The following is a 20,681-nucleotide window of genomic DNA, read 5'->3' as shown; positions in this document are numbered from 1 at the left end:
CCCTCGGGGGATCGGGCGATGGCGCGTGGGTTGATGACTGCCCTGCAACGGGGGGGCGCGACCGTCACAGTCGCCAGCACCCTGCGCAGCCGCGACGGGGCGGGCGACAGCGCGGCGCAGACCCTGCTGTTCAATGCTGCCGAGGCCGAAGTGCCCCAAGCCACCGCCCGCGGTCGTACCGAAGGCTGGCAGGCGTGGATCACCTATCACAACTATTACAAGGCCCCCGACCTGATCGGCCCCGCCGTCGCCCGCGCCCTTGGCATCCCCTATCTGCTGGTCGAATCCAGCCGCGCGCGCAAACGGCTGACAGGTCCGTGGGCCGGTTTCGCCCAAGCTGCCGAAGCCGCAAGCGACGCGGCGGATGTGATCTTTTACCTCACGCACCGAGATGCCGAGACACTGCGCCGCGATCAGACCGCGGGGCAGCGGCTGGTGCATCTGCCGCCGTATCTCGCACAGGACGCTTTGCCTCTGCCGTCCGCGCTGGATGGCCCGATGCTGGCTGTCGGTATGCTGCGCGACGGCGACAAACGCGCCTCGTATCAGATCATCGCGGAGACGCTGTCGCTGCTGCCAGCAGACAGCTGGCGGTTGGATATCGCGGGTGACGGCCCCGCCCGCACCGAGATAGAGACGATGCTGGCCCCCTTTGGCGACGCGGTTCGGTTTCTTGGGGAGCTTGATGCGACCACCATGGCCGCCGCCTATCGTCATGCAGCGCTGCTGTTCTGGCCCGGGGTGAACGAAGCCTTTGGCCTCGCCTATCTGGAGGCGCAGGCCGCGGGCCTGCCCGTCGTGGCCCAAGACCGCCCCGGCGTGCGCGATGTGCTGGCCCCCGGCCCCTATCCCGCGCCGGAAAGCGGCACTGCCCCGCTTGCCGCACAGATCACAGCGCTGCTGGCGGATACCACCCTACGCCAAACACGCGCCCAAGCCGCCCGCGATTTTGTTGCGCAACATCATCTGCTTCCCACTGCCACCGCGACCTTGCTGGCGGGGTTGGAAAGCTGCGGGGTGCGCCCATGATCCGGCTTGCCCTGCTTCGCCACGGGCATACAGGCTGGAACCGTGCGGGCCGCATTCAGGGGCGCACGGATATCCCGCTGGATGATGACGCCCGCGCCGGTCTGGCGGCGCTGGCATTGCCGGCACCTTGGGACCGTGCCGATCTTGTGTCGAGCCCCCTGTCTCGCGCCGCTGAAACCGCCCGACTGGTCGCAGACCGCGCGCCGAAAACCGCGCCCGCGCTGATGGAGATGGACTGGGGCAAGTGGGAAGGGCTGCACGGCGTGGACCTTAAGGCAGACCCCGCCAGCGGGTTCCGCGATATCGAGGATTGGGGCTGGGGCTACACCCCACCCGGCGGCGAAAGCCCCGACAGCCTGCGCGAACGGCTGATCCCTTGGGCCAACGGCTTGACGCGCGACACTGTCGCCGTCTGCCATATCGGCGTGATGCGTGTTTTGCTGGCCCATGCGACCGGCTGGGATTTCGCTGGCCCCGCCCCCTTTCAGATCAAGCGCAACCGCTTATATCTACTGGATATTTCACCCACGGGCTGGGCCGCCCAGCCTGATCCCATCCGACTGGAGCCGCGCTTATGAAGGTCAGCATCGTCGTCACACATCTGCTGGGCACCGGCCATCTGGCCCGCGCCTTGACCCTTGGCCGCGCCTATGGGGCGGCGGGGCATGATGTGCAGGTCGTCTCGGGCGGGATGCCCGCACCGCAGTTGAACAGCGAGGGCGTTGACGTGGTGCAACTGCCCCCGCTGCGCTCTGACGGTGTGGATTTCGCACGGCTGCTGGATGAACATGGTGCGGTCGCCTCTGAAGCGTTGAAGGCAGCGCGACGCGAGATGTTGATCGCCCACATCCAGACCCGCACCCCCGATCTGCTGATCACCGAACTGTTCCCCTTTGGGCGCCGGACCCTCAAGGCAGAGTTCCTGGCCCTGCTTGACGCCGCAGATGCCCTGCCCGCGCGCCCACTGATCTGCGCATCGGTGCGCGATATCCTCGCGCCGCCATCCAAACCCGCCAAGGCGCAGCTGGCCGATGATCTGGTTGCGCAGTATTACGATGCGGTGCTGGTCCATGCGGACGAGGCCGTGACGCCGCTCTCGCTCAGCTGGCCGGTGTCGGACGCGATGCAGGGCAAGCTGCGCTATACCGGTTTCGTCGCACCGCCCCCCGCCAGCCCCCATCCCGACCGGCTTGGCGCGGGCGAGATTATCGTCAGCGCAGGGGGCGGCGATGTGGGCGCGCATGTGTTCGACACCTGCCGCGCCGCGGCCGCGCGCGATGCGGGGCGGGTCTGGCGCTTGCTGCTGGGGGGGCAGGATGCAGCCACACGCAGCGCCGCGCTGATGCAGGATGCCCCAGCGAATGTGGTGATCGAACCGGCGCGCCCCGAATTCCGCCAGATGCTGTATCACGCCGCCGCCTCTGTCTCTTTGTGCGGCTACAATACCGCGCTGGATGTGCTGCAAAGCGGGGTGCGGGCGCTGTTTGTCCCCTTTGACGCCGGCAACGAGGTGGAACAGGGGCTGCGCGCCGATGCGCTGTCCGCGCTACCGGGGATCGAGGTGCTGCGCAGCGCTGATCTGACACCGGACAGGTTGCTATCCGCCTTGGCAACTCTGCACGCCGCTCCGACCCGACCTGCGCAGACAGACGGGTTTGACGGGGCCGCGAGGACGGTCACCCTGACCGAGACGATGCGAAAGGGCACGCGATGACCGTGGATTGGGCCAATCTTGACGCCGAGCTTGCAATATGGCGCGCAGAGGGATTGCACCTGCCGATCTGGTGGCGCGATGATGATGCCATCGCCCCAACCCCTGCGCTGGATCGCCTTGCCGCACTGGCGGAGGACCTGTCCCTGCCCGTGCATATCGCCGTGATCCCTAAACATGCAGAACCCGCGCTTGCCGCCTATAGCAAGGACCGTCCGATGATCCGTCCGCTGGTGCATGGCTGGCAGCATATCAGCCACGCGCCCGACGGGGCGAAAAAGGCAGAGTTCGGGCACCCGCGCCCCGATGCGGCCCACGAGCTGGCCCAAGCGCTGAACCGGATGCGACGGCTTTTCGGCGACGACCTGCTGCCGATCTTTGTGCCGCCGTGGAACCGGTTGGACGATGGGTTGCTGCCGGTGCTGGCAGACGCAGGCTATGTCGGGGTGTCGACCTATCTGCCGCGGAATAACCGGATTGCCGCCGCGGGGTTGGTGCAGATCAACACCCATATCGATCCGATTTTCTGGCGCGGCACCCGCAGCCTTGTCCCGCCGGACACGCTGATTGCGGATATCACCAAACAGCTGCAGGACCGCCGCAAAGGGCTGACTGACCCGCTGGAACCCATGGGATTTCTGACCCACCACCTGGTGCATGACGAAGATATCTGGGGGTTCACCCACGCTTGTCTGGCGCGGCTGCTGGACGGTGGGGCTGTGCCTGCACAGATGACAGAGCTGCCCTGACCTTTGGTGTCGTTCCAACGAAAAGGGGCGCATGAAGCGCCCCTTTTGGAATAATCGTCTTAGCTGTCCATCTTCAAAGCAGAGATAAATGCCTCTTGCGGGATGTCGACCTTGCCGAACTGGCGCATTTTCTTCTTACCCGCCTTCTGTTTATCCAACAGCTTGCGCTTCCGCGAGGCGTCGCCGCCGTAGCATTTCGCGGTCACATCCTTGCGCATCGCCGATAGGGTTTCGCGCGCGATCACCTTGCCGCCGATGGCCGCCTGAATAGGGATCTTGAACATGTGACGCGGGATCAGATCTTTAAGCTTTTCAACCATGGCACGGCCGCGCATTTCGGCGCGGTCGCGGTGAACCATAGTGCTCAGCGCATCGACAGGTTCGTCGTTAACCAGAATAGACATCTTGACCAGCGCATCCTGACGGTAGCCGATCATCTGATAGTCGAACGAGGCATAGCCCTTGGTCACGGACTTCAACCGGTCATAGAAGTCGAAAACGACTTCGTTCAACGGCAAATCATAAACAACCATCGCGCGGCTGCCCGCATAGGTCAGGTCCATCTGGATGCCGCGGCGGTCCTGACACAGCTTGAGCACGTCACCAAGATAGTCATCCGGCACAAGGATCGTCGCCTTGATGCGGGGTTCTTCGATGTGATCCACGAAGGTCAGGTCGGGCATGTCGGCGGGGTTGTGCAACTGCTCGACCGTGCCGTCTTTCATGTGGATGTCATAGATAACCGACGGCGCGGTGGTGATCAGGTCGATGTCATACTCGCGCTCGATCCGGTCACGAATGACCTCAAGGTGCAGCAGGCCAAGGAAGCCGCAGCGGAAGCCGAAACCCAAGGCGGCGGATGTTTCCATCTCGAAGCTGAAAGACGCGTCGTTCAGCGCCAGCTTTTCGATACTGTCGCGCAGGTCTTCGAACTCAGCGGCGTCCACTGGGAACAGACCACAGAACACCACGGGCTGCGCTGGCTTAAAGCCCGGCAGCGGGGTTTCGGTGCCCTTTTTCTCGTGCGTGATTGTATCCCCGACCCGTGTGTCGCGGACCTGTTTGATCGATGCGGTGAGAAACCCGATCTCGCCGGGGTTGAGGCTGTCGATCTCGGTCATGGCGGGACGGAAAACGCCGATACGGTCGACGTGGTGCACCGACCCGTTCTGCATCATGCGGATACGGTCGCCTTTTTTCAGCTGACCATCCATGATCCGCACCAGAACGATGACGCCCAGATAGCTGTCGTACCATGAATCGACCAGCATCGCCTTCAACGGCGCGTCCTGCGTGCCCTTTGGTGCGGGCAGCTTATGCACGATGGCTTCAAGCGTTTCGACAATGCCCTGACCCGTCTTGGCCGAAACACGGATCGCTTCGGAAGCATCGATCCCGATCACATCCTCGATCTGTTCCGCCACGCGGTCGCAGTCGGACGCAGGCAGGTCGATCTTGTTGAGCACCGGCACGATCTCGTGATCCGCATCAATCGCGTGATACACGTTGGCGAGCGTCTGCGCCTCTACGCCTTGGGTGCTGTCCACGACCAGCAGCGATCCTTCGACCGCGCGCATGGAGCGAGAGACCTCGTAGGCAAAGTCGACGTGACCGGGGGTGTCGATCAGATTGAGGATATATTCCTCTCCGTTCTGGGCGGTGTAGTTGATCCGCACCGTCTGGGCCTTGATCGTGATCCCGCGCTCGCGCTCGATATCCATCGAGTCGAGCATCTGCGCTTTCATATCGCGCAGGGAAACGGTGTTCGTCTCTTGGATCAGGCGATCGGCGAGCGTGGATTTACCATGATCGATGTGCGCGACGATGGAGAAATTGCGGATATGTGAAAGTGGTGTCATGAGGCAAGGATATGGTGCGGATTCAAGCGCTGGTCAATGGGCTGGATCGCCTGTTCCCCTTGATCCTTAGGGCATTTAACACGCGTCGGCGGATTTACCTGCATTCTGATCGCAAACGTCAAAGGGGGGATGCGATTTTTTCGCGGTCACCTGCCATGCAGAAACCGCATACCGCCGCCAACGCCAATATATCAAGGCGCTTGGCAGTACTGCGCGGTACCGCCCCCTTTAGCAATGTTGCAACACCGGCATTTCGTATGGCTGCCTTATGGTTTTATCCCGCGGGCGGCGGCGTTAGATCGGCCTTCTCAAATGGTCTGCACCCTTGCAGATCGGGCGAATAAGGAATTTTGAGATGAAGATGAAACACTCGCTTGGCACAGTGACCGTTGCAGCCCTTGGTCTGGCGTCGCTTCCCGCGCTGGCACAGGCCCAAGAAGGCCCCGTCTGGGACGTTTACGGCCAACTGAACTTTGGCGTTCTGAGCGTTGACGATGGTGAAGACACAAACACCACGTTTATCGACAACGACAACTCCAACAGCCGCGTTGGTCTGACCATGACCCAAGCGCTGCAAAACGGGTCCGAACTGCGTCTGACCTTCGAAGCAGGCCTTGGCCTGACCGGGTCTTCCGCCATCAATGGCGACGACGACAGCCTGGATTTCGACTACCACCGCACCGAACTGCGCAAACTGGACCTGACATACCGCACGCCAAACGCGGGTATCTTCTCGTTTGGTCAAGGCAGCACGTCGACAGATGGCTCCGCCGAAGCTGACTTCTCGGGCACCGGTGTTGCCGCCTATGTGGGCATCAGCGACATCGCGGGCAGCCAGCAACTGCGTTTCGCGGATGGCACCCTGTCCACCGTCACAATCGGGAACACCAACGGCTCTTTCGACGGCAGCCGCCGTTTCCGCGTGCGCTATGACACACCTGTGTTCAACGGCTTCTCCGCATCGGTTTCCTACGGTCAGGAAGTCCTGAGCTCGGGCGATGATAACGACTACACCGATGTTGGCACACGCTACGTTCAAGACTACGGCGACTATTCGGTCGACGCGCGCTTGGGCTATTCGTTCCGCGACACCAGCAACGATCTCGTCATGGGCTCCGCCGCTGTTCTGCACCAACCAACCGGTCTGAACCTCGCGGTTTCCGCAGGTCGCCGCGTTGCGGGTGACGCAGACTACGCCTACATCAAAGCGGGCATCACCCGTGATTACATCGCGGCGGGTTCGACATCCTTCTCCGTTGATTACTACGACGGGAACGACTTTGTTGTCGCAGGGTCCAGCACCTCTTCCGTGGGTGTCGCCGTTGTTCAGCGTCTCGACGCGTACAACACCGAGCTTTACGCAACACACCGCACCTATGACTTCGACGATCCGTCGGCATCCTATCAGGATCTGGACGTGACCTTCGTTGGTGCGCGCTGGAAGTTCTAAGCAACACATGCCTTTGCCCGACCTGTTCGGGCAAAGGCATTTCCGTTTTGCGCCCTCAATCGTGAATTGCTCAATCTGCAGTTTTACGGCATAAATGCCAGCAGCAGTTAGGGCAGCCTCGGGATCAACCCGGCGTCCGAGAGATGAGGCAAAACGATGGTACGACTTTTCACGATGATCTGTGTTGTTGGCACGCTGGCCGCTTGCGGCGGACCGCGCGGCTATAACCCCAGCGGCGGCTTTGGCCGGGGCGCTGTCTTGTTCGCCACCGGGCCGATCCACAACGCTTGCATGAAATCGGGGCGCAAACAGGCGAGCGCGGCGCGCTGCGGCTGTATCCAGGCCGTTGCCGACAAAGAGCTTTCTTCGTCAGAACAGCGCCGTGGCGTACGCGTTTTCTCGGACCCTCACAGCCTGCAAGAGGCACGCCAGTCCGACCGCAAAAGCGACAATGATTTCTGGGCTGTATGGAAAGCCTATGGCCAGACAGCATCGACGCTGTGCAGCGCCACCTAAGACCGTGACACTGGCGGCAGGGGTACGCCCCTGCCCTAAATCTGTGGCCGCGTGGGCGGGCCGAAACGGTCAATCAGACGGTCTTTGATCTGATCACGGGCGGCGCGGTATTGCGCGATCTTGGCATCGCGCGTTTCCCCCAGCCCTGTCGGGTCGAGGATCGGCCAATATTCCACAGTCAGATGATAGAACCGCGTCAGTTCCAGCGCGCGACGTTGGCTGGCCGGGCTCAGCGCGATGATCAGATCGAAAGAGCTTAGATCATCGCCCCAATTCTCCATCTCGTCGAAACTGCGGGACCGGTGGCGGGATAGTTCCACGTCGAGCTCTTGGCACACCGCGATAGAGAAACCATCGATTTCCAGATCGTTCATCACGCCGACGGATTGCACATAGGTGCCCGTGCCGTAGAACTTTTTCATCAACCCTTCGGCCATAGGCGACCGCACCGCGTTGTGATCGCAGCAAAACAGCACCGATTGGGGCAGTTTCTGGGTCATCTAGCCGCCGTAGTGCAGAACGCAGATGAGGGTGAACAGGCGGCGGGCCGTATCTGTATCGATCTCGGCCTTGCCTTCAAGCCGCTCTTGCAACACCCGAGACCCTTCGTTGTGAATCCCGCGCCGTGCCATATCGATGGTCTCTATCTGCGAGGGGGCGGATTTCTTGACCGCCTCGAAATAGGATTCGCAAATCTGGAAATAGTCTTTGACAACCTGCCGGAACGGCCCCAGCGACAGATGGAATTCCGCCGCCTTTTCAGCGCTTTCGGTGTTCACATCAAACACCAGCCGTTTATCACGGATCGACAGGCCCAGATGGTACGGCCCTTGTGGCACCGGGCGATCATCGCGCGACGGCAGGGTAAAGACGTTGTCCTCCAGCAGATCAAACATGGCGACCTTGCGCTCTTGCTCTATCTCGGGCGTGGGCGGGGGCAGGTTCGCGTCGTCAAGCGCGATATGCGTGATCCGGGACATGGGGACGTCTCATTTAGTGTCTATCCCGCCGACCTTAGACCGGGCGGCGGGGTTCTACAATTGACATCGGCGGGCCGGGCAAAGGGCCGTTGCGTCAGTCGTTCAGTTTGCGCAGCCTTGCGGTGACCGACAGACCGTGCGCCTCAAGGCTTTCGGATCGCGCCAGACGTTCCGCCGACGGGCCGATCGTGCGCAGCGCGTCCGGCGTCATCCGTGCCAGTGTCGTGCGCTTCATAAAGTCCAGCACAGACAGCCCGCTGGAAAACCGTGCAGAGCGCGCCGTGGGCAGCACGTGGTTCGGCCCGCCCACGTAATCGCCAATCGCCTCGGGCGTCCATTGACCAAGGAAGATCGCCCCGGCGTGGGTGATCTGCGCGCTTAGCGCATCCACATCCGCGACACAAAGTTCAAGGTGTTCAGGTGCGATACGGTTGCTCAGCTTGGCGGCTGTCGCCAGATCCGGCACGGTAATGATCGCCCCGTTCTCGCGCCAGCTGGTGCCCGCAATCACCCGCCGCTCCAGCGTTTCCAGCCGTGCATCCACAGCATCCGACACCGCGCGGCCAAAGGCCTTGTCCGTGGTGATCAGGATCGATTGGGCGCTTTCGTCGTGTTCGGCCTGGCTGAGCAGATCAAGGGCGATCCAGTCAGCATCGTTGTCCCCATCCGCGATCACCAGAATTTCGGACGGGCCCGCGATCATGTCGATGCCCACCTTGCCAAACACCCGCCGTTTCGCGGCAGCGACATAGGCATTGCCGGGGCCGGTGATCTTGTCGACGGGGGGGATCGTGTCGGTGCCATAGGCCAGTGCGGCCACCGCCTGCGCCCCACCGATGCGGTAAATCTCGTCAACGCCCGCCAGCCGCGCAGCCAGCAACACCAGCGGGTTCAGCACCCCGTCCGGCGTGGGCACGACCATCGCAAGCCGTTCTACCCCCGCGACCTTGGCCGGGATCGCGTTCATCAAGACAGAGGAAGGATAGCTTGCCAGACCACCGGGCACATAAAGCCCTGCGGCGGATACCGCGCTCCACCGCCAGCCGAGCGTGGCACCGGCGTCGTCCTGCCACTGTGCATCCTCGGGCAGCTGCCGTTCGTGATAGGCACGGATACGCGCCGCGGCGAGTTCAAGCGCTGTGCGATCCGCGTACGAGACTTCGGCAACCGCGGCGTCGACTTCAGCAGCGGTGATGCGCAGGGTGTCGGGGGTCAGCGTGATGCGGTCGAACTTCTGGGTCAGCTCGATCACGGCGGCATCGCCTTTGGACCGCACCTGCGCGATGATCTCGGCCACTGTGTCGTCCACGTCGGGGCTGTCTTCACGTTTGGCAGAAAGCAGCGCGGTGAACGCCTGTTCGAAATCGGGCTGATCGAAGTCTAGGAATTGGGGCATCGGATGTCCTTTGCAACGTGCAATGGGCTGAGAAGGGATGCCACACGGGCGACCCGCACGGCACAGAATGTGGAAGAACGCTTAGGCCGGATGTTCCGGCAGCTTGCGCGACGGGGCCACATAGGGGCGCGTCACATCCTTCAAGGTCACATCCAGCGCTTCGACCGTCAGCCGGATCACACCGTCCCCCGCGAGGGTCAGCAGCACGTCGCCCGAGGGCGCATCGGTTTCGGTGAACTCGATCTGCAACAGCGACAGGATGGTATCCGCATCCCCCTTGTTCACGCCTTGGCTGGACACGCGCTGCACGTTGCTGAACATCAAGATTGTTTGCACGCGTTCCGGGGCGTGGCGCGATTTGCCCGCGTCTTCCCACCGCACGCGGTTCAGCAGCAGGGCAAAGCGCCCCTCTTTTTGCAGCCAGCGCATCTCCGATCCCGGAAACACGGCATCCTGCGCCAGCGAGGAGATCACCTTGAGGTCATCGGCATCCAGCGCGCCGAGGTTCAGCGGGGCTTCGCGCCCGTCTTCGAAACGTGCATCTTCGGTCATTGGTCTTTGATCCGTTCAATATTTGCGCCCACGCCGCGCAGTTTAGCCACCACATGTTCGTACCCGCGATCCAGATGGTAGACACGGCTGACGCGCGTTTCGCCTTCGGCGGCCATACCGGCAAGGATCAGGGAAATCGACGCGCGCAGATCGGTCGCCATCACCGGCGCACCTTTCAGCTTTTTGACCCCGTGAACCGTCGCGGTGCCGCCGTGGACCTCGATATCGGCCCCCATGCGGATCAGCTCGGGCGCGTGCATAAAGCGGTTCTCGAAGATTTTCTCTTCCAGCACCGAGGTACCGTCCGCTGTACACAGCAGCGCCATCATCTGGGCTTGCAGGTCGGTGGGGAAACCGGGGAAAGGTTCAGTCGTGACATTAACCGCGTTGATCACGCCATTGCGCCGCGCGACTTTCAGACCCTTGTCCGTCTCGGTCACGTCGATCCCTGCCGCGTCAAGCTTTTCGCAGAAAGCCGACAGCAGGTCGATGCGCCCGCCCAGCAATTCAACCTCGCCACCGCACATCGCCGGGGCGAGCATATAGGTGCCCAGTTCGATCCGGTCGGTCACAACACGGTGGGTGGCCCCATGCAGACGGTCAACGCCCTGAATCTCGATCCGACTGGTGCCGTCGCCTTCGATCTGCGCGCCCATGGCACGCAAACAATCCGCGAGATCCACGATCTCGGGCTCGCGGGCGGCGTTGTTGATCACCGTCGTGCCCTTGGCCAAGGTCGCCGCCATCATGATGTTCTCGGTCGCGCCGACAGAGGCAAAGGGGAAGTCGATGACCGCACCTTTCAATGCCCCGCCTTGCGCCTTGGCGTGCAGATAGCCGTCACGCAAGTCGATCTCTGCGCCCATCAGGGCCAGACCATCGGTGTGAATATCCATCGGACGCGCACCAATCGCGCAGCCGCCCGGCAGTGATACCTGCGCGTGCCCTTCGCGGGCCAGCAGCGGCCCCAGCACAAGGTTCGACGCGCGCATCTTGCGCACGATGTCATATTCGGCGCGCGTGTTGATCTCGCCATGACACGACATCGCCAGAACCTGACCGTCCTGCATCGATGTCACCTCTGCCCCCAGGGACCGCAGCAATTCGGTCATGGTGCGGATGTCGGACAGACGCGGCGCGTTGGTCAGCGTCAGCGGCTCTTCGGACAGCAGGGTCGCGGGCATAAGCGTCAGACAGGCGTTCTTGGCCCCCGCAATCGGAATTTGTCCCGACAGCGCACCGCCGCCTTTGACCACAATCGAATCCATCGTTCAGCCTTCCTTGGTTTGGCCGGTCGGCCCGTTATCTGTCTGCGCGTTATTATTTTGCGTGTCGTCGCTTTGGCTTTTGTCGCTGCGCGCACGCGCTTGTGCCTTGCGTCGGCCCATATTGGCTTTCAGCGCGGCTTTCAGCCTGTCTTCCCGCAATACATTGGGTTTTGGCGGCTTTTGTGGGGCGGTATCCTTTGACATGTCGATTGTCTAGCGCAGCGGACCGATATGGTCCAGATTACGCTTGCACCATATTGCGAATGGGTCTAATCACCCGCCCACAGTGCTGGAGTAGCTCAGTGGTAGAGCGCGTCATTGGTAATGACGAGGTCGGGAGTTCAATCCTCCCCTTCAGCACCAGATCCCCCCTTTAAACATATCGCTTTGCCCTGATGCCTTATTTAGCTGGCCTTATTTATCTGGCATTGCGGTTTTGGCATGTGCCATGGATGCGCCTGAAGGCGTCGCAGCGTTCCCTGCCCCGGAACATCCCGAATCACGATGGTATAAGAAAACCCCGACCGCTTGCGCCGCCGGGGTTTTGATTTTCACGTGAAGCAATTTAGCCGCGATATGTCAGACCGGCAAACAGACGGCCCTGATCGCGGTGGCGACCCCCATGGACCGACCCTGCGACAGATGCCACACCGGCAATCAGCGACGCAGCGGCCAGCACAAAGGCGGTCAGGATACCGGCGTTACGCGCGGTTTGCGCAGCCTCAACCGCTGCTTCTTTCGCCTCTGCCGCAGCTTGTTCAGCCTCGGCCTTGGCGGCGGCAACAGCGTCTTCGACTTCCTGACGTGCTTCCTGCGCTTGGGTCACAATCTGGTCCACACGCTCTTTCGCCTGCGCCTGGGTCAGATCGGTGCGTGCGGCAACAGCGCCGGCAAGATAGGTCCGGTCTTCCTCGCTCACCTCACCCGTGCGGTAGATATTCGCAACAATGCTGGCGGTCTGCTCTGCCAATTGCTCGGGATCGGCTGTCAGGGGGTCGACCTGATTGGGGCGCAGAAGCTGGTTCGACAGGTAATCTGTCGGATCATTCTTGGCCTCATCCGGGATGGCAGCACCCGCCGCATCGGCCAGTCCGGAGGCAGCACCTCCCACGGCAGAGCCCGCAGCTTCGACGACCGTACCAGCCGCTTTGCCTGCACCCGCTGCGACGTTGCCGGCAGTATTGGCTGCAAAGCTCAGCGCGCTTGATAGCATCACGGCGGTGATCACAGAGCCGAGGCCCCAAACAACCAGACCGTTGATCCCGTCACGTGCAGTGACTTCATCATCCGTGGCGCTTTCGACGCGGCGGCGCATGCGGCCCGCGATATAACCACCGGCCAGATAGGAGGCGACCAGCGTGATCACCATCCACAGCGCGGTCAGCACCAGTTCAAGCGTCGATGAATTGTCGGTTCCGTCCAGCGTGATCGACGACAGGCCAAGTGCCGCGCCGAAGGTGGTCAGCAAGAGGCCAATCGCCACAGCGACAACAGTGCCCGCGAAAATTGCGGGCCAGTCGACATAGGATCCATCGGCAGTTTTTTCAGTGAGTGTCGTGTTCATGTAAATGCCTCCCCGGCGTTTGCTTACGCCAAGCCGACCAGCGACAGCACCGCCATAACCACGACCACAAGACCAACGAGATAAATGATACCGCCCATTTTGAATACTTCCTCTTTGCGTGCCAGACGCGGGATGCACTGGCTTCACAAAGGCAACGTCAGGGAACCGGCATAGTTCCGCTGACCGCGCAAATTACCCGTACTGCGGGAGATGACAACGTGAGCGGGACGGACGGTGACTACGGGTCGCCCTGCCACGTACCGTCAAAGATCATCTCGTCCACGGGGAGCCGTTTGCTCCAGCCTTTCACCTCAAGTTCGGGCGTCTGGTAAAGCTCGTCCACGTGGCCCAGACACAGGTAGCCGACGATTTCTATCCGGTCGGGGATCTTCAACAGGTCACGCAGATCGGCATCGCGGAACACGCTGACCCAGCCCATCCCGATGCCCTCGGCGCGGGCGGCAAGCCAGAGGTTCTGGATCGCGCAGACGGTGCTATAAAGATCCATGCTTTGATTATGGGTGCGCCCCAGCACGACCTTACCGCCACGGCTGCGGTCACAGGTCACGCAGATATTGACCGGCGCCTTGCGGATGCCTTCGAGCTTCAGCGACCTGTAGGTTGTCTGGCGGTCGCCCTCGAACATCTGGGCGGCTTCCTCGTTGGCGCGGTTGAAGGCTTGCCAGACCTGATCGCGTGCGGCCTGATCGCGGATGACGATGAAATTCCACGGCTGTGACAACCCGACGGACGGTGCGTGATGCGCGGCGGTCAGTATGCGGTGCAACACATCCTCGGCCACTGGATCGGGTAAAAACTGATCGCGTACATCGCGGCGGGTAAAGATCGCCTTGTAGACGGCGTCGCGTTCAGCATCTGAAAAAGGCGCGGCGGGTGCCAGCGCAGAGGGTATCGGCATTGTTCAGTCCCCAACAATACGTTTATGCGCCAATCCCGCTGTCCATGCGGGGCAAGCTGTACTGTCTGGCCGGTCTTCTGACTTAGGGTCGTCTGGTCCGCGCGCCTTCCCGGAATAATCCAGTGGCCTATGCGCAAACCATCCCCATTACAGCGTTGGGCACGTGCCGGAGTTTCACCAGCTTCCCGATTCTTCCGCGGGGCGGACACCAGACCCGGCCATTGGGCCACGGCTGTCCGCCCGGAACAAGCCCTAACGCGGGGATCAGCCGCGTTTGGTTGCGAAAATCTTCTTCATTACGGCGTCGAACTCGTTCCACGAGATGACGGCCTTGTTGCCTGCATAGCCGTGATAATAGGACCGCCCGTTAGAGGTCGGGAAACCAGCCCAGATACGCGCGAGGTTTTCCATAAAGCGGTGGCGGCTGATCTTGCCTTTCTTGAAGGCGTTAAACCCCGCATCGACCAGAAGGATATCCGCCAGCCCGTCCTGCACCGCCGAGGTAAAGCGGTCATTCTTGCTCAGGCCCGCCTGTCGCACCAGACTGCGCAGTGTGGACGGAATGAACTGATATCGACCGATGGCATGCGGTTGGCCCGGCGTGCGGTCGATCCAGCGGTAGATCTCGCCGATGGTCATTTGCGTCGGACGCTGTGGCGGCAGCCGTTTGGCCCCGTATTGCACGGCGTCATAGCCCTTCGGACCTGCCTCGGCCCAAGCGATGAGACTTTTAAGGTCGGCGGCAGTGCTGACCCCGCTGAGCTCTTGGAAAGACCGGCTGCGGCTGCTCACGGTCTTGGACCGGACCTGCGCTTTGGGCTGGACCTTATGGCGCAGCTTGATCTGCCCCTGCCCTGCGGATTGCATGACGTTGAACGAGATGTCGCTTTGCATGGCAGAGCGCGCACCGGACAGGCTGAACCCTTCGGCGCTGACAGTGGTAGCGGCCAGAAGTGCCGCGGTTGCGATAATTGGTAGTGTGCAAGTAACTTTCATATCATCCCCCATGATGAAAAAATTTGTCATGGGACCATGGTGACCGCAGACGCCCACGCTTTCATTTGCGCAAGCAGGTGGGTCGGGGCCATGGACGGATAGGACGGCATATCTTTTGGGATAGGGCGCTATCCCGCGGTGCGGTTGCCCCCTCCGTTCAGACGGGCTTGGGCATTGCGGCACGCGGATCCGCCCCGTTGTTTCACCCGAATCCAAAGAGGGGATTCGCGGTAAAGCACGGAAAAAACGCATAGCCCGCGACCCGCAAACGGGGCGTCAAGCCCGCATCCGGGGGCTAAGCCATGATATTCATTTACTTAATTCCCGCGCAGCGGTGGTCGTTTTGTCGGAGTTGCGCTATGATTAGTCGCAAATACATAAAATGGAGAGCATCTAATGACAGATGAAACGTCGCCGGGTATCCCGACACCCGACGGGGCCGCTGCCGTAATCGACACGGATTACGAGATCGGCCAAGACAACAAAGAAGGCAGCGTGGGGCCCTTCGGCTTCGACATTCACAACCCGGTCTTCGCGATCTCGGGTGTGTGTATTGTTGCCTTTGTATTCTATACACTCGCGCTGCCCGAACAGTCTGGCGCGCTGTTCACATGGCTGTTCTCGTCGGTGACAAAGGGCTTTGACTGGTTCTTTATCTCTGCCGGCAACATCTTTGTGCTGTTCTGCCTGTTCCTGATCATCACGCCTTTGGGCCGTGTGCGTCTTGGCGGGGCCGAAGCAAGCCCCGACTATACCTACCTTGGATGGTTCTCGATGCTGTTCGCGGCGGGCATGGGCATCGGTCTGATGTTCTATGGCGTCTCTGAACCGCTATCGCATTTCTCGAGCTCCATGGGCGGCACCGCTGTTGGCGAAGACGGCCTGCGCACCGATTGGGCACCTTTGGGCGCGGCCGCGGGCGATCAGGCCGAAGCGGTGCGTCTGGGTATGGCGGCCACGATCTACCACTGGGGCCTGCACCCCTGGGCGATCTATGCCGTTGTTGGTCTGGCGCTGGCGCTGTTCAGCTATAACAAGGGTCTTCCCCTGACTATCCGCTCTGCCTTTTACCCGATCCTGGGGGAACGCGTCTGGGGCTGGCCCGGTCACGTGATCGACATTCTCGCCGTATTTGCAACGCTCTTTGGTCTGGCGACATCGCTTGGTCTGGGCGCCACGCAAGCCAACGCGGGCTTGAACGAGCTCTTTGGTGTGGCGGTTGGTCCAACAACTCAGGTTCTGCTGATCACCGGCATCACCGCGATTGCGACCGTGTCCGTGCTGCGCGGCCTTGATGGCGGTGTCAAAGTCCTGTCAGAGATCAACATGGGTCTGGCGTTTTTGCTGTTGGCCTTCGTGCTGCTGGTCGGACCAACGCTGGCGATCCTGTCGACTTTCGGGTCATCGCTGCTGGCCTATGCGGAATATCTGCCCGGTCTGTCCAATCCGATCGGCCGTGAAGACGTGAACTTTATGCAAGGCTGGACATCGTTCTACTGGGCATGGTGGATCAGCTGGTCGCCTTTCGTCGGCATGTTCATCGCCCGCGTCAGCCGTGGCCGTTCCGTACGTGAGTTCCTGACCTGCGTTCTGCTGATCCCGAGCCTCGTTTGCGTCCTGTGGATGAGCGTCTTTGGTGGCATGGCAATCGATCAGGTGATCAGCGACGGCTACACAGCCGCGCAAGAAGCCGAGCTGCCACGCCAGTTGTTCGCTATGCTGGATGCGCTGCCACTTGCCGGGATCACATCGCTGATCGGGATCGTCTTGGTCATCGTGTTCTTCGTGACCTCGTCTGACTCCGGCTCGCTGGTGATCGATACGATCACGGCAGGCGGCAAGGTCGATGCACCTGCGCCACAGCGCGTGTTCTGGTGCATCTTCGAAGGTGCCGTAGCGATCGTATTGCTGCTGTCTGCGGGCGGGCTCAAGTCGCTTCAGTCGATGGTTATCTCAACCGGATTGCCGTTTACTGTGGTGCTGCTGTTCCTGTGCTACGCAATCTTCCGCGGCCTGCGCGCCGAGATGAAGACGCAATAACGCAACCCTTACCGACGTGTGTGCTTTGCCAGTCAAAGCACCTGATACCCCCCGCCGCCCCGTGCTGCGGGGGGTATTCTTTTGCACGACACAGACAAACAAAAATGCGCCCAAAGTATTCCGACTAAAACTGTCGGATTGACATACCCTATAATTTCAATCAGGTTTATGGAAACGTCTAGCCACCCCGCCTGTGATCACGGGGACGCCCGACACATATGATGTGAGGAGTCCCACGATGAGACCATTCCCCAGAACGCAGACTGCCGTTCACCGTCAGGACCAAGCCGCAGGGCTGCCTGATGATCGGTGCCGCGTGCAACGTTCCTTTTCCATGACCATTGATAGAGCAGCCCTATGACATTTCATGCCCCCCCAAAGACCCAAGCCCCGATGAACGCGCTGCCGACCTACTCTGCCCGCGACCTGACCGAAGGCGGAGATCTGGCCCAAATCGTGCTGGATACCCAGACCTACACCTTGCGAATCACACGCGCTGGCAAATTGATCCTGACCAAATGAATGACGCACATCAGCACCCCGGCGGTGCCCCGGTAGGGTTCATCACAGAGCTGGACAGCCTTCAGGCCGCGTCGGTCATCTATTTGCGGATGTGGTGTGACGGGCCTGACGCACAGGAAAAAGTCAGCAGCGATTTTGCCAGCGTCCTCGGCCACACCAACGGGAGCAAGGCGCTCGCTACGTTTGAACAGCTATGCTCGCTTTGTGCACGGTTCGGGCGGCGGCCTTTGATGCGCCATTCGGTCACGTGCAAATGTCTGGGATCGGACGAATCCTGCTTTGCGAACTTCATCGCGACAGCCACGGACGGACAGCGCGAAGACGCGATGCTGATCGCGACCCTGCTGGTACGCGCCGATATGGCCCCGCTGGTGGCATCGCTTGCTGCGGATTTCGGGCTGGCGCTCAAACGGATGCGCCTGAGCGCGCCAAGCGAGGTCGCGCAAATGGAAGCAGCACCGACGCTGCATTAACGGGCGTTTCTCGCGCCCGATCAACGCCTTACGTGCAACGCTACAACCCATTGAAATTTTTGTAAGGTTGCCGAAGTTTAATACTTGATTGTTTTTATCAGCCTTAGTAACCCGCCCGTGAATAGGTAGCCAATCGTCCAGACCAGCCCCCTAAAAACAGCCCGAATGGGCAATGACGAGGGCGATATGACTCAGACGAAAACACCACACAGCTTGCGTGGCCACACGGCCAGCCGCAGCATCGGCATGATGACGGCCGCCGCCATCGGCGCGACGTCTCCTGCAGCACTTTATGCGCAATCCAGCGACGAGCCGCTGCTGCTTCCCGGTATCGACGTTGAAACCTCAGAGCCGCAGGCCGCCAAGCCCAAGCCACAACCCGCCAAGAAACGCGCCGCGGCGGCCCCTGCACCCCGCGCGACACCGGCACCCGCCCCTGCACCCGTCGTGGCCGAGGCCCCCGTTGCTGCTGCCCCCGCCGCGCCCGTCGCCGGCGAGAACGGTCTGTCGCCCTACGCCAACCCCGAAGCCGGATATCAGGCCGTTCAATCGGGCAACTCGCTGCTGACGCAACCGCTGGTCGATACACCGCGCACCGTTACCGCAGTCACCCAGGAAGTGCTGCGCGACAAGAACGCGACATCGGTGCGTGAGCTCGCCCGCACCACCCCCGGCATCACATTGGGCACCGGCGAAGGCGGCAACGCATTCGGCGACGTTCTGTTCATCCGCGGTTTCCGGTCCTCCAACGACGTCTTCATCGACGGCGTGCGCGATTCCGGCGTGGCCGTGCGCGAAACATTTATGGCCGAACAGGTCGAGATTACCAAAGGCCCGTCCGGCTCCATCGGTGGGCGTTCCACCACGGGCGGCGCGGTCAATCTGGTGACTAAAAAGGCGCAGAACACGGACTTTGTCAAAACCACCACGACCTTTGGCACCGCCGATCTGGCGCGTCAGGAAGTCGACTGGAACAAGGTCTGGAACGACCGCTTCAAGACCCGCATCGGTGCCGTCGCCCAAGTCAGCGACGTTGCCGGCCGCGACGGGAGCAAAGACGACCGTCTGGGTCTGTCCATCGCTGCCGAATACGAAGCGACCGACCGTCTGACACTGGATTTCGAAGCCTACCAGCTGCAGATGAAACAGATGCCGGACTGGGGTGTGCCATGGGATGGCACCAACGGCGTGCCCTTCACCGAATCCGCTGCAGGCCGTCCGACGCTGGACCGTGACACATTCTACGGCAACCCAGACCGCGATTTCCACGATGCGACACAAAGCGTTGCCACCTTCGGCGCGACCTTTGAAATCACACCGGGCATGACCTTCACCAACCGCTCCCGTCTCAGCCGGACCGAGAACGACTATATCGTGTCGGCACCTGAACGCCCTGACACCTCGGATGCCGATCCGCAGAACTGGACGCTGACGGCCTCCCCCAAAAGCCGGTATCAGGTCAACGAAGTGGCGTCGAACACCAGCGAGCTTTCCTTTGGCTTCAACACCGGGTCGGCGCGCCATGACATGATCGCGGGCTTTGCGCTGTCGCGTGAAGAGATCAGCCAGCGCGGCTATGTCGGCCTATCCTCCGAAGTGGGGGGCGGCACTGCCGAGGACCGTCTCGAAGGGTGCTCCGTCGCGATCTACAACCCCGATGTCAGCGGCTGTTCGACAGCGACACCTGTCCGCAGTGCAGATGCCACGCTGACCGATGTCACCACACGGTCGCTGTATCTGAACGACACGATCACCTTTAATCCGCAGTGGCAGTTGAACCTTGGTGCCCGTCTGGATGACTACAGCGTCAGCCGGACCACCACGGAAGCCGGTGCCGATACGCTGTCGCGCGATGACACCATGTTCAACTGGAATGCCGGTGTTGTCTGGAAACCCCGCGACAACGGGTCGATCTATCTGTCCTATGCCACCTCCACCAACCCTGTCGGGGATGAACTGGACGCAGGCGGCGGCAGCTACAACGGGATCGATTCCTCGAACCTGCTGCTGGAGCCCGAAGAAAACACCGCGATTGAACTGGGCACCAAATGGCAGTTCGGCAACCTGACCGCCACCGCTGCGCTGTTCCAAACCACCAAGGACAACGCCCGTGAAAGCACAGGCGGCCGCGGCGCACCTGTTGTGACCACCGCGACCGGTGAATACCGCGTCCGCGGGATCGAACTGGGCTTTGGCGGCAACATCACCGAAAAGCTGAGCCTGTTCGGCGGTGCGACCCTGATGGACAGCGAAGTGCTGAAAAGCAGCAACCCCGACAACGTTGGCGAAGAGTTCGCGAATATCGCGCACGAGCAGTTTAACGTACTGGCCCGTTACGACTACAACGACCAGTGGAGCTTCGGCGGCCAAGCCACATGGCGCGGCAGCGTTCAGGGCGGCACATTCGCGGCCACCAACGGCAACGAGCTGCCCAGCTACTGGCGCTTTGACCTGATGGCGGATTACCACATCACGGATGATGCCTCGGTCAACTTCCGCATCGATAACGTGCTGGACGAAACCTACTATGACGCGCTGTACCGCTCCGGCACGCCGTTCGTCTATGTGGCACCGGGTCGCTCTGCGTCCATCTCTGTCAGCATGAAGTTCTAAACCACACACCCAAGGCTGGCGGCGCAGACCCGCGCCGCCAGCCG

Annotated in this window: 20 protein-coding genes, 1 tRNA gene and 1 riboswitch; of the genes, 11 read left to right on the top strand and 10 right to left on the bottom strand. The window is 61.4% G+C overall.

Translation table 11 applies throughout. The features are described 5' to 3' along the window. Positions 1-18: 18 nt before the first annotated feature. Genes AB1495_RS09280 through AB1495_RS09265 form a run of 4 tightly spaced genes read left to right on the top strand, consistent with a single transcriptional unit; the run spans position 19 to position 3,489 of the window. The gene (locus tag AB1495_RS09280; protein ID WP_074635700.1) at positions 19-1,029 is read left to right on the top strand and encodes a glycosyltransferase family 4 protein; all 1,011 of its coding nucleotides are present in this window, start codon (positions 19-21) and stop codon (positions 1,027-1,029) included. After that, positions 1,026-1,607 carry a histidine phosphatase family protein gene (locus tag AB1495_RS09275; RefSeq protein ID WP_064216729.1) on the top strand — a complete coding sequence of 194 codons (582 nt, stop codon included), beginning with the start codon at positions 1,026-1,028 and terminating at the stop codon, positions 1,605-1,607. Before AB1495_RS09280 ends, AB1495_RS09275 begins: the two co-directional genes overlap by 4 nt. Continuing rightward, positions 1,604-2,743 (top strand): glycosyltransferase family protein, encoded by a 1,140-nt coding sequence (locus tag AB1495_RS09270; RefSeq protein WP_074635241.1) that lies wholly within the window; start codon positions 1,604-1,606, stop codon positions 2,741-2,743. Before AB1495_RS09275 ends, AB1495_RS09270 begins: the two co-directional genes overlap by 4 nt. Continuing rightward, a complete protein-coding gene (locus AB1495_RS09265) occupies positions 2,740-3,489 on the top strand; it encodes a polysaccharide deacetylase family protein (protein WP_074635240.1) in 750 nt (249 codons plus the stop codon). Before AB1495_RS09270 ends, AB1495_RS09265 begins: the two co-directional genes overlap by 4 nt. A gap of 59 nt (positions 3,490-3,548) precedes the next feature. Here AB1495_RS09265 and lepA read toward each other — a convergent pair whose 3' ends face one another. Continuing rightward, positions 3,549-5,348 (bottom strand): translation elongation factor 4, encoded by a 1,800-nt coding sequence (lepA, locus tag AB1495_RS09260; protein WP_037963537.1) that lies wholly within the window; start codon positions 5,346-5,348, stop codon positions 3,549-3,551. Between the two features lie 355 nt (positions 5,349-5,703). Here lepA and AB1495_RS09255 point away from each other — a divergent pair, with 355 nt between their 5' ends. Further along, positions 5,704-6,798 carry a porin gene (locus AB1495_RS09255; RefSeq protein WP_005851901.1) on the top strand — a complete coding sequence of 365 codons (1,095 nt, stop codon included), beginning with the start codon at positions 5,704-5,706 and terminating at the stop codon, positions 6,796-6,798. 156 nt (positions 6,799-6,954) lie between these two features. Further along, positions 6,955-7,314 (top strand): hypothetical protein, encoded by a 360-nt coding sequence (locus tag AB1495_RS09250; RefSeq protein WP_107277672.1) that lies wholly within the window; start codon positions 6,955-6,957, stop codon positions 7,312-7,314. Between the two features lie 35 nt (positions 7,315-7,349). Here the strand turns inward: AB1495_RS09250 and AB1495_RS09245 are convergent, their stop codons facing one another. The 6 genes from AB1495_RS09245 to AB1495_RS09220 form a co-directional block, all read right to left on the bottom strand. After that, entirely contained in the window at positions 7,350-7,814 is a 465-nt protein-coding gene (locus tag AB1495_RS09245) for a low molecular weight phosphatase family protein (protein ID WP_074635239.1), read from the bottom strand. Continuing rightward, a complete protein-coding gene (locus AB1495_RS09240) occupies positions 7,815-8,294 on the bottom strand; it encodes a UPF0262 family protein (RefSeq protein ID WP_009826222.1) in 480 nt (159 codons plus the stop codon). A 94-nt stretch (positions 8,295-8,388) separates the two neighbouring features. Beyond that, a complete protein-coding gene (gene hisD, locus AB1495_RS09235) occupies positions 8,389-9,690 on the bottom strand; it encodes a histidinol dehydrogenase (RefSeq protein ID WP_074635238.1) in 1,302 nt (433 codons plus the stop codon). A gap of 81 nt (positions 9,691-9,771) precedes the next feature. After that, a complete protein-coding gene (locus tag AB1495_RS09230; protein WP_005851890.1) occupies positions 9,772-10,242 on the bottom strand; it encodes a DUF2948 family protein in 471 nt (156 codons plus the stop codon). After that, complete coding sequence (murA, locus tag AB1495_RS09225; protein WP_037943535.1) at positions 10,239-11,510, bottom strand: UDP-N-acetylglucosamine 1-carboxyvinyltransferase; 1,272 nt, start codon at positions 11,508-11,510, stop codon at positions 10,239-10,241. Before murA ends, AB1495_RS09230 begins: the two co-directional genes overlap by 4 nt. A gap of 3 nt (positions 11,511-11,513) precedes the next feature. Further along, positions 11,514-11,714 (bottom strand): hypothetical protein, encoded by a 201-nt coding sequence (locus AB1495_RS09220; RefSeq protein WP_009826219.1) that lies wholly within the window; start codon positions 11,712-11,714, stop codon positions 11,514-11,516. An 84-nt stretch (positions 11,715-11,798) separates the two neighbouring features. Here AB1495_RS09220 and AB1495_RS09215 point away from each other — a divergent pair. Then, positions 11,799-11,873, top strand: a tRNA-Thr gene (locus AB1495_RS09215). A gap of 202 nt (positions 11,874-12,075) precedes the next feature. Here AB1495_RS09215 and AB1495_RS09210 read toward each other — a convergent pair. The 3 genes from AB1495_RS09210 to AB1495_RS09200 all read right to left on the bottom strand — a co-directional run bounded on the left by AB1495_RS09210 (position 12,076) and on the right by AB1495_RS09200 (position 15,019). Further along, positions 12,076-13,074, bottom strand: coding sequence for a hypothetical protein (locus AB1495_RS09210; RefSeq protein ID WP_005851883.1), 999 nt, complete (start codon positions 13,072-13,074; stop codon positions 12,076-12,078). A gap of 238 nt (positions 13,075-13,312) precedes the next feature. Continuing rightward, positions 13,313-13,993, bottom strand: coding sequence for a 5,6-dimethylbenzimidazole synthase (gene bluB / locus AB1495_RS09205; protein ID WP_009826217.1), 681 nt, complete (start codon positions 13,991-13,993; stop codon positions 13,313-13,315). A gap of 49 nt (positions 13,994-14,042) precedes the next feature. Continuing rightward, positions 14,043-14,221: riboswitch (cobalamin riboswitch) on the bottom strand. Positions 14,222-14,257: 36 nt separating this feature from the next. Next, positions 14,258-15,019 (bottom strand): hypothetical protein, encoded by a 762-nt coding sequence (locus tag AB1495_RS09200; protein ID WP_005851877.1) that lies wholly within the window; start codon positions 15,017-15,019, stop codon positions 14,258-14,260. Between the two features lie 366 nt (positions 15,020-15,385). Between AB1495_RS09200 and AB1495_RS09195 the strand changes: the two genes are divergently transcribed. The 4 genes from AB1495_RS09195 to AB1495_RS09180 all read left to right on the top strand — a co-directional run bounded on the left by AB1495_RS09195 (position 15,386) and on the right by AB1495_RS09180 (position 20,637). Beyond that, positions 15,386-17,029 (top strand): BCCT family transporter, encoded by a 1,644-nt coding sequence (locus tag AB1495_RS09195; RefSeq protein WP_074635237.1) that lies wholly within the window; start codon positions 15,386-15,388, stop codon positions 17,027-17,029. A gap of 357 nt (positions 17,030-17,386) precedes the next feature. Next, entirely contained in the window at positions 17,387-17,551 is a 165-nt protein-coding gene (gene hemP / locus AB1495_RS09190) for a hemin uptake protein HemP (RefSeq protein WP_009826214.1), read from the top strand. Next, entirely contained in the window at positions 17,548-18,024 is a 477-nt protein-coding gene (locus AB1495_RS09185; RefSeq protein ID WP_005851872.1) for a hypothetical protein, read from the top strand. Before hemP ends, AB1495_RS09185 begins: the two co-directional genes overlap by 4 nt. A 186-nt stretch (positions 18,025-18,210) precedes the next feature. Then, positions 18,211-20,637 carry a TonB-dependent siderophore receptor gene (locus AB1495_RS09180; protein WP_244268873.1) on the top strand — a complete coding sequence of 809 codons (2,427 nt, stop codon included), beginning with the start codon at positions 18,211-18,213 and terminating at the stop codon, positions 20,635-20,637. Positions 20,638-20,681: the final 44 nt, after the last annotated feature.

This window comes from Sulfitobacter pontiacus, from assembly GCF_040790665.1.
In the GTDB taxonomy this organism is placed as follows: Bacteria; Pseudomonadota; Alphaproteobacteria; order Rhodobacterales; family Rhodobacteraceae; genus Sulfitobacter; species Sulfitobacter pontiacus.
The sequence above is the reverse complement of the archived record's forward strand: the minus strand, read 5'-3'. Positions and strand labels throughout refer to the sequence as shown.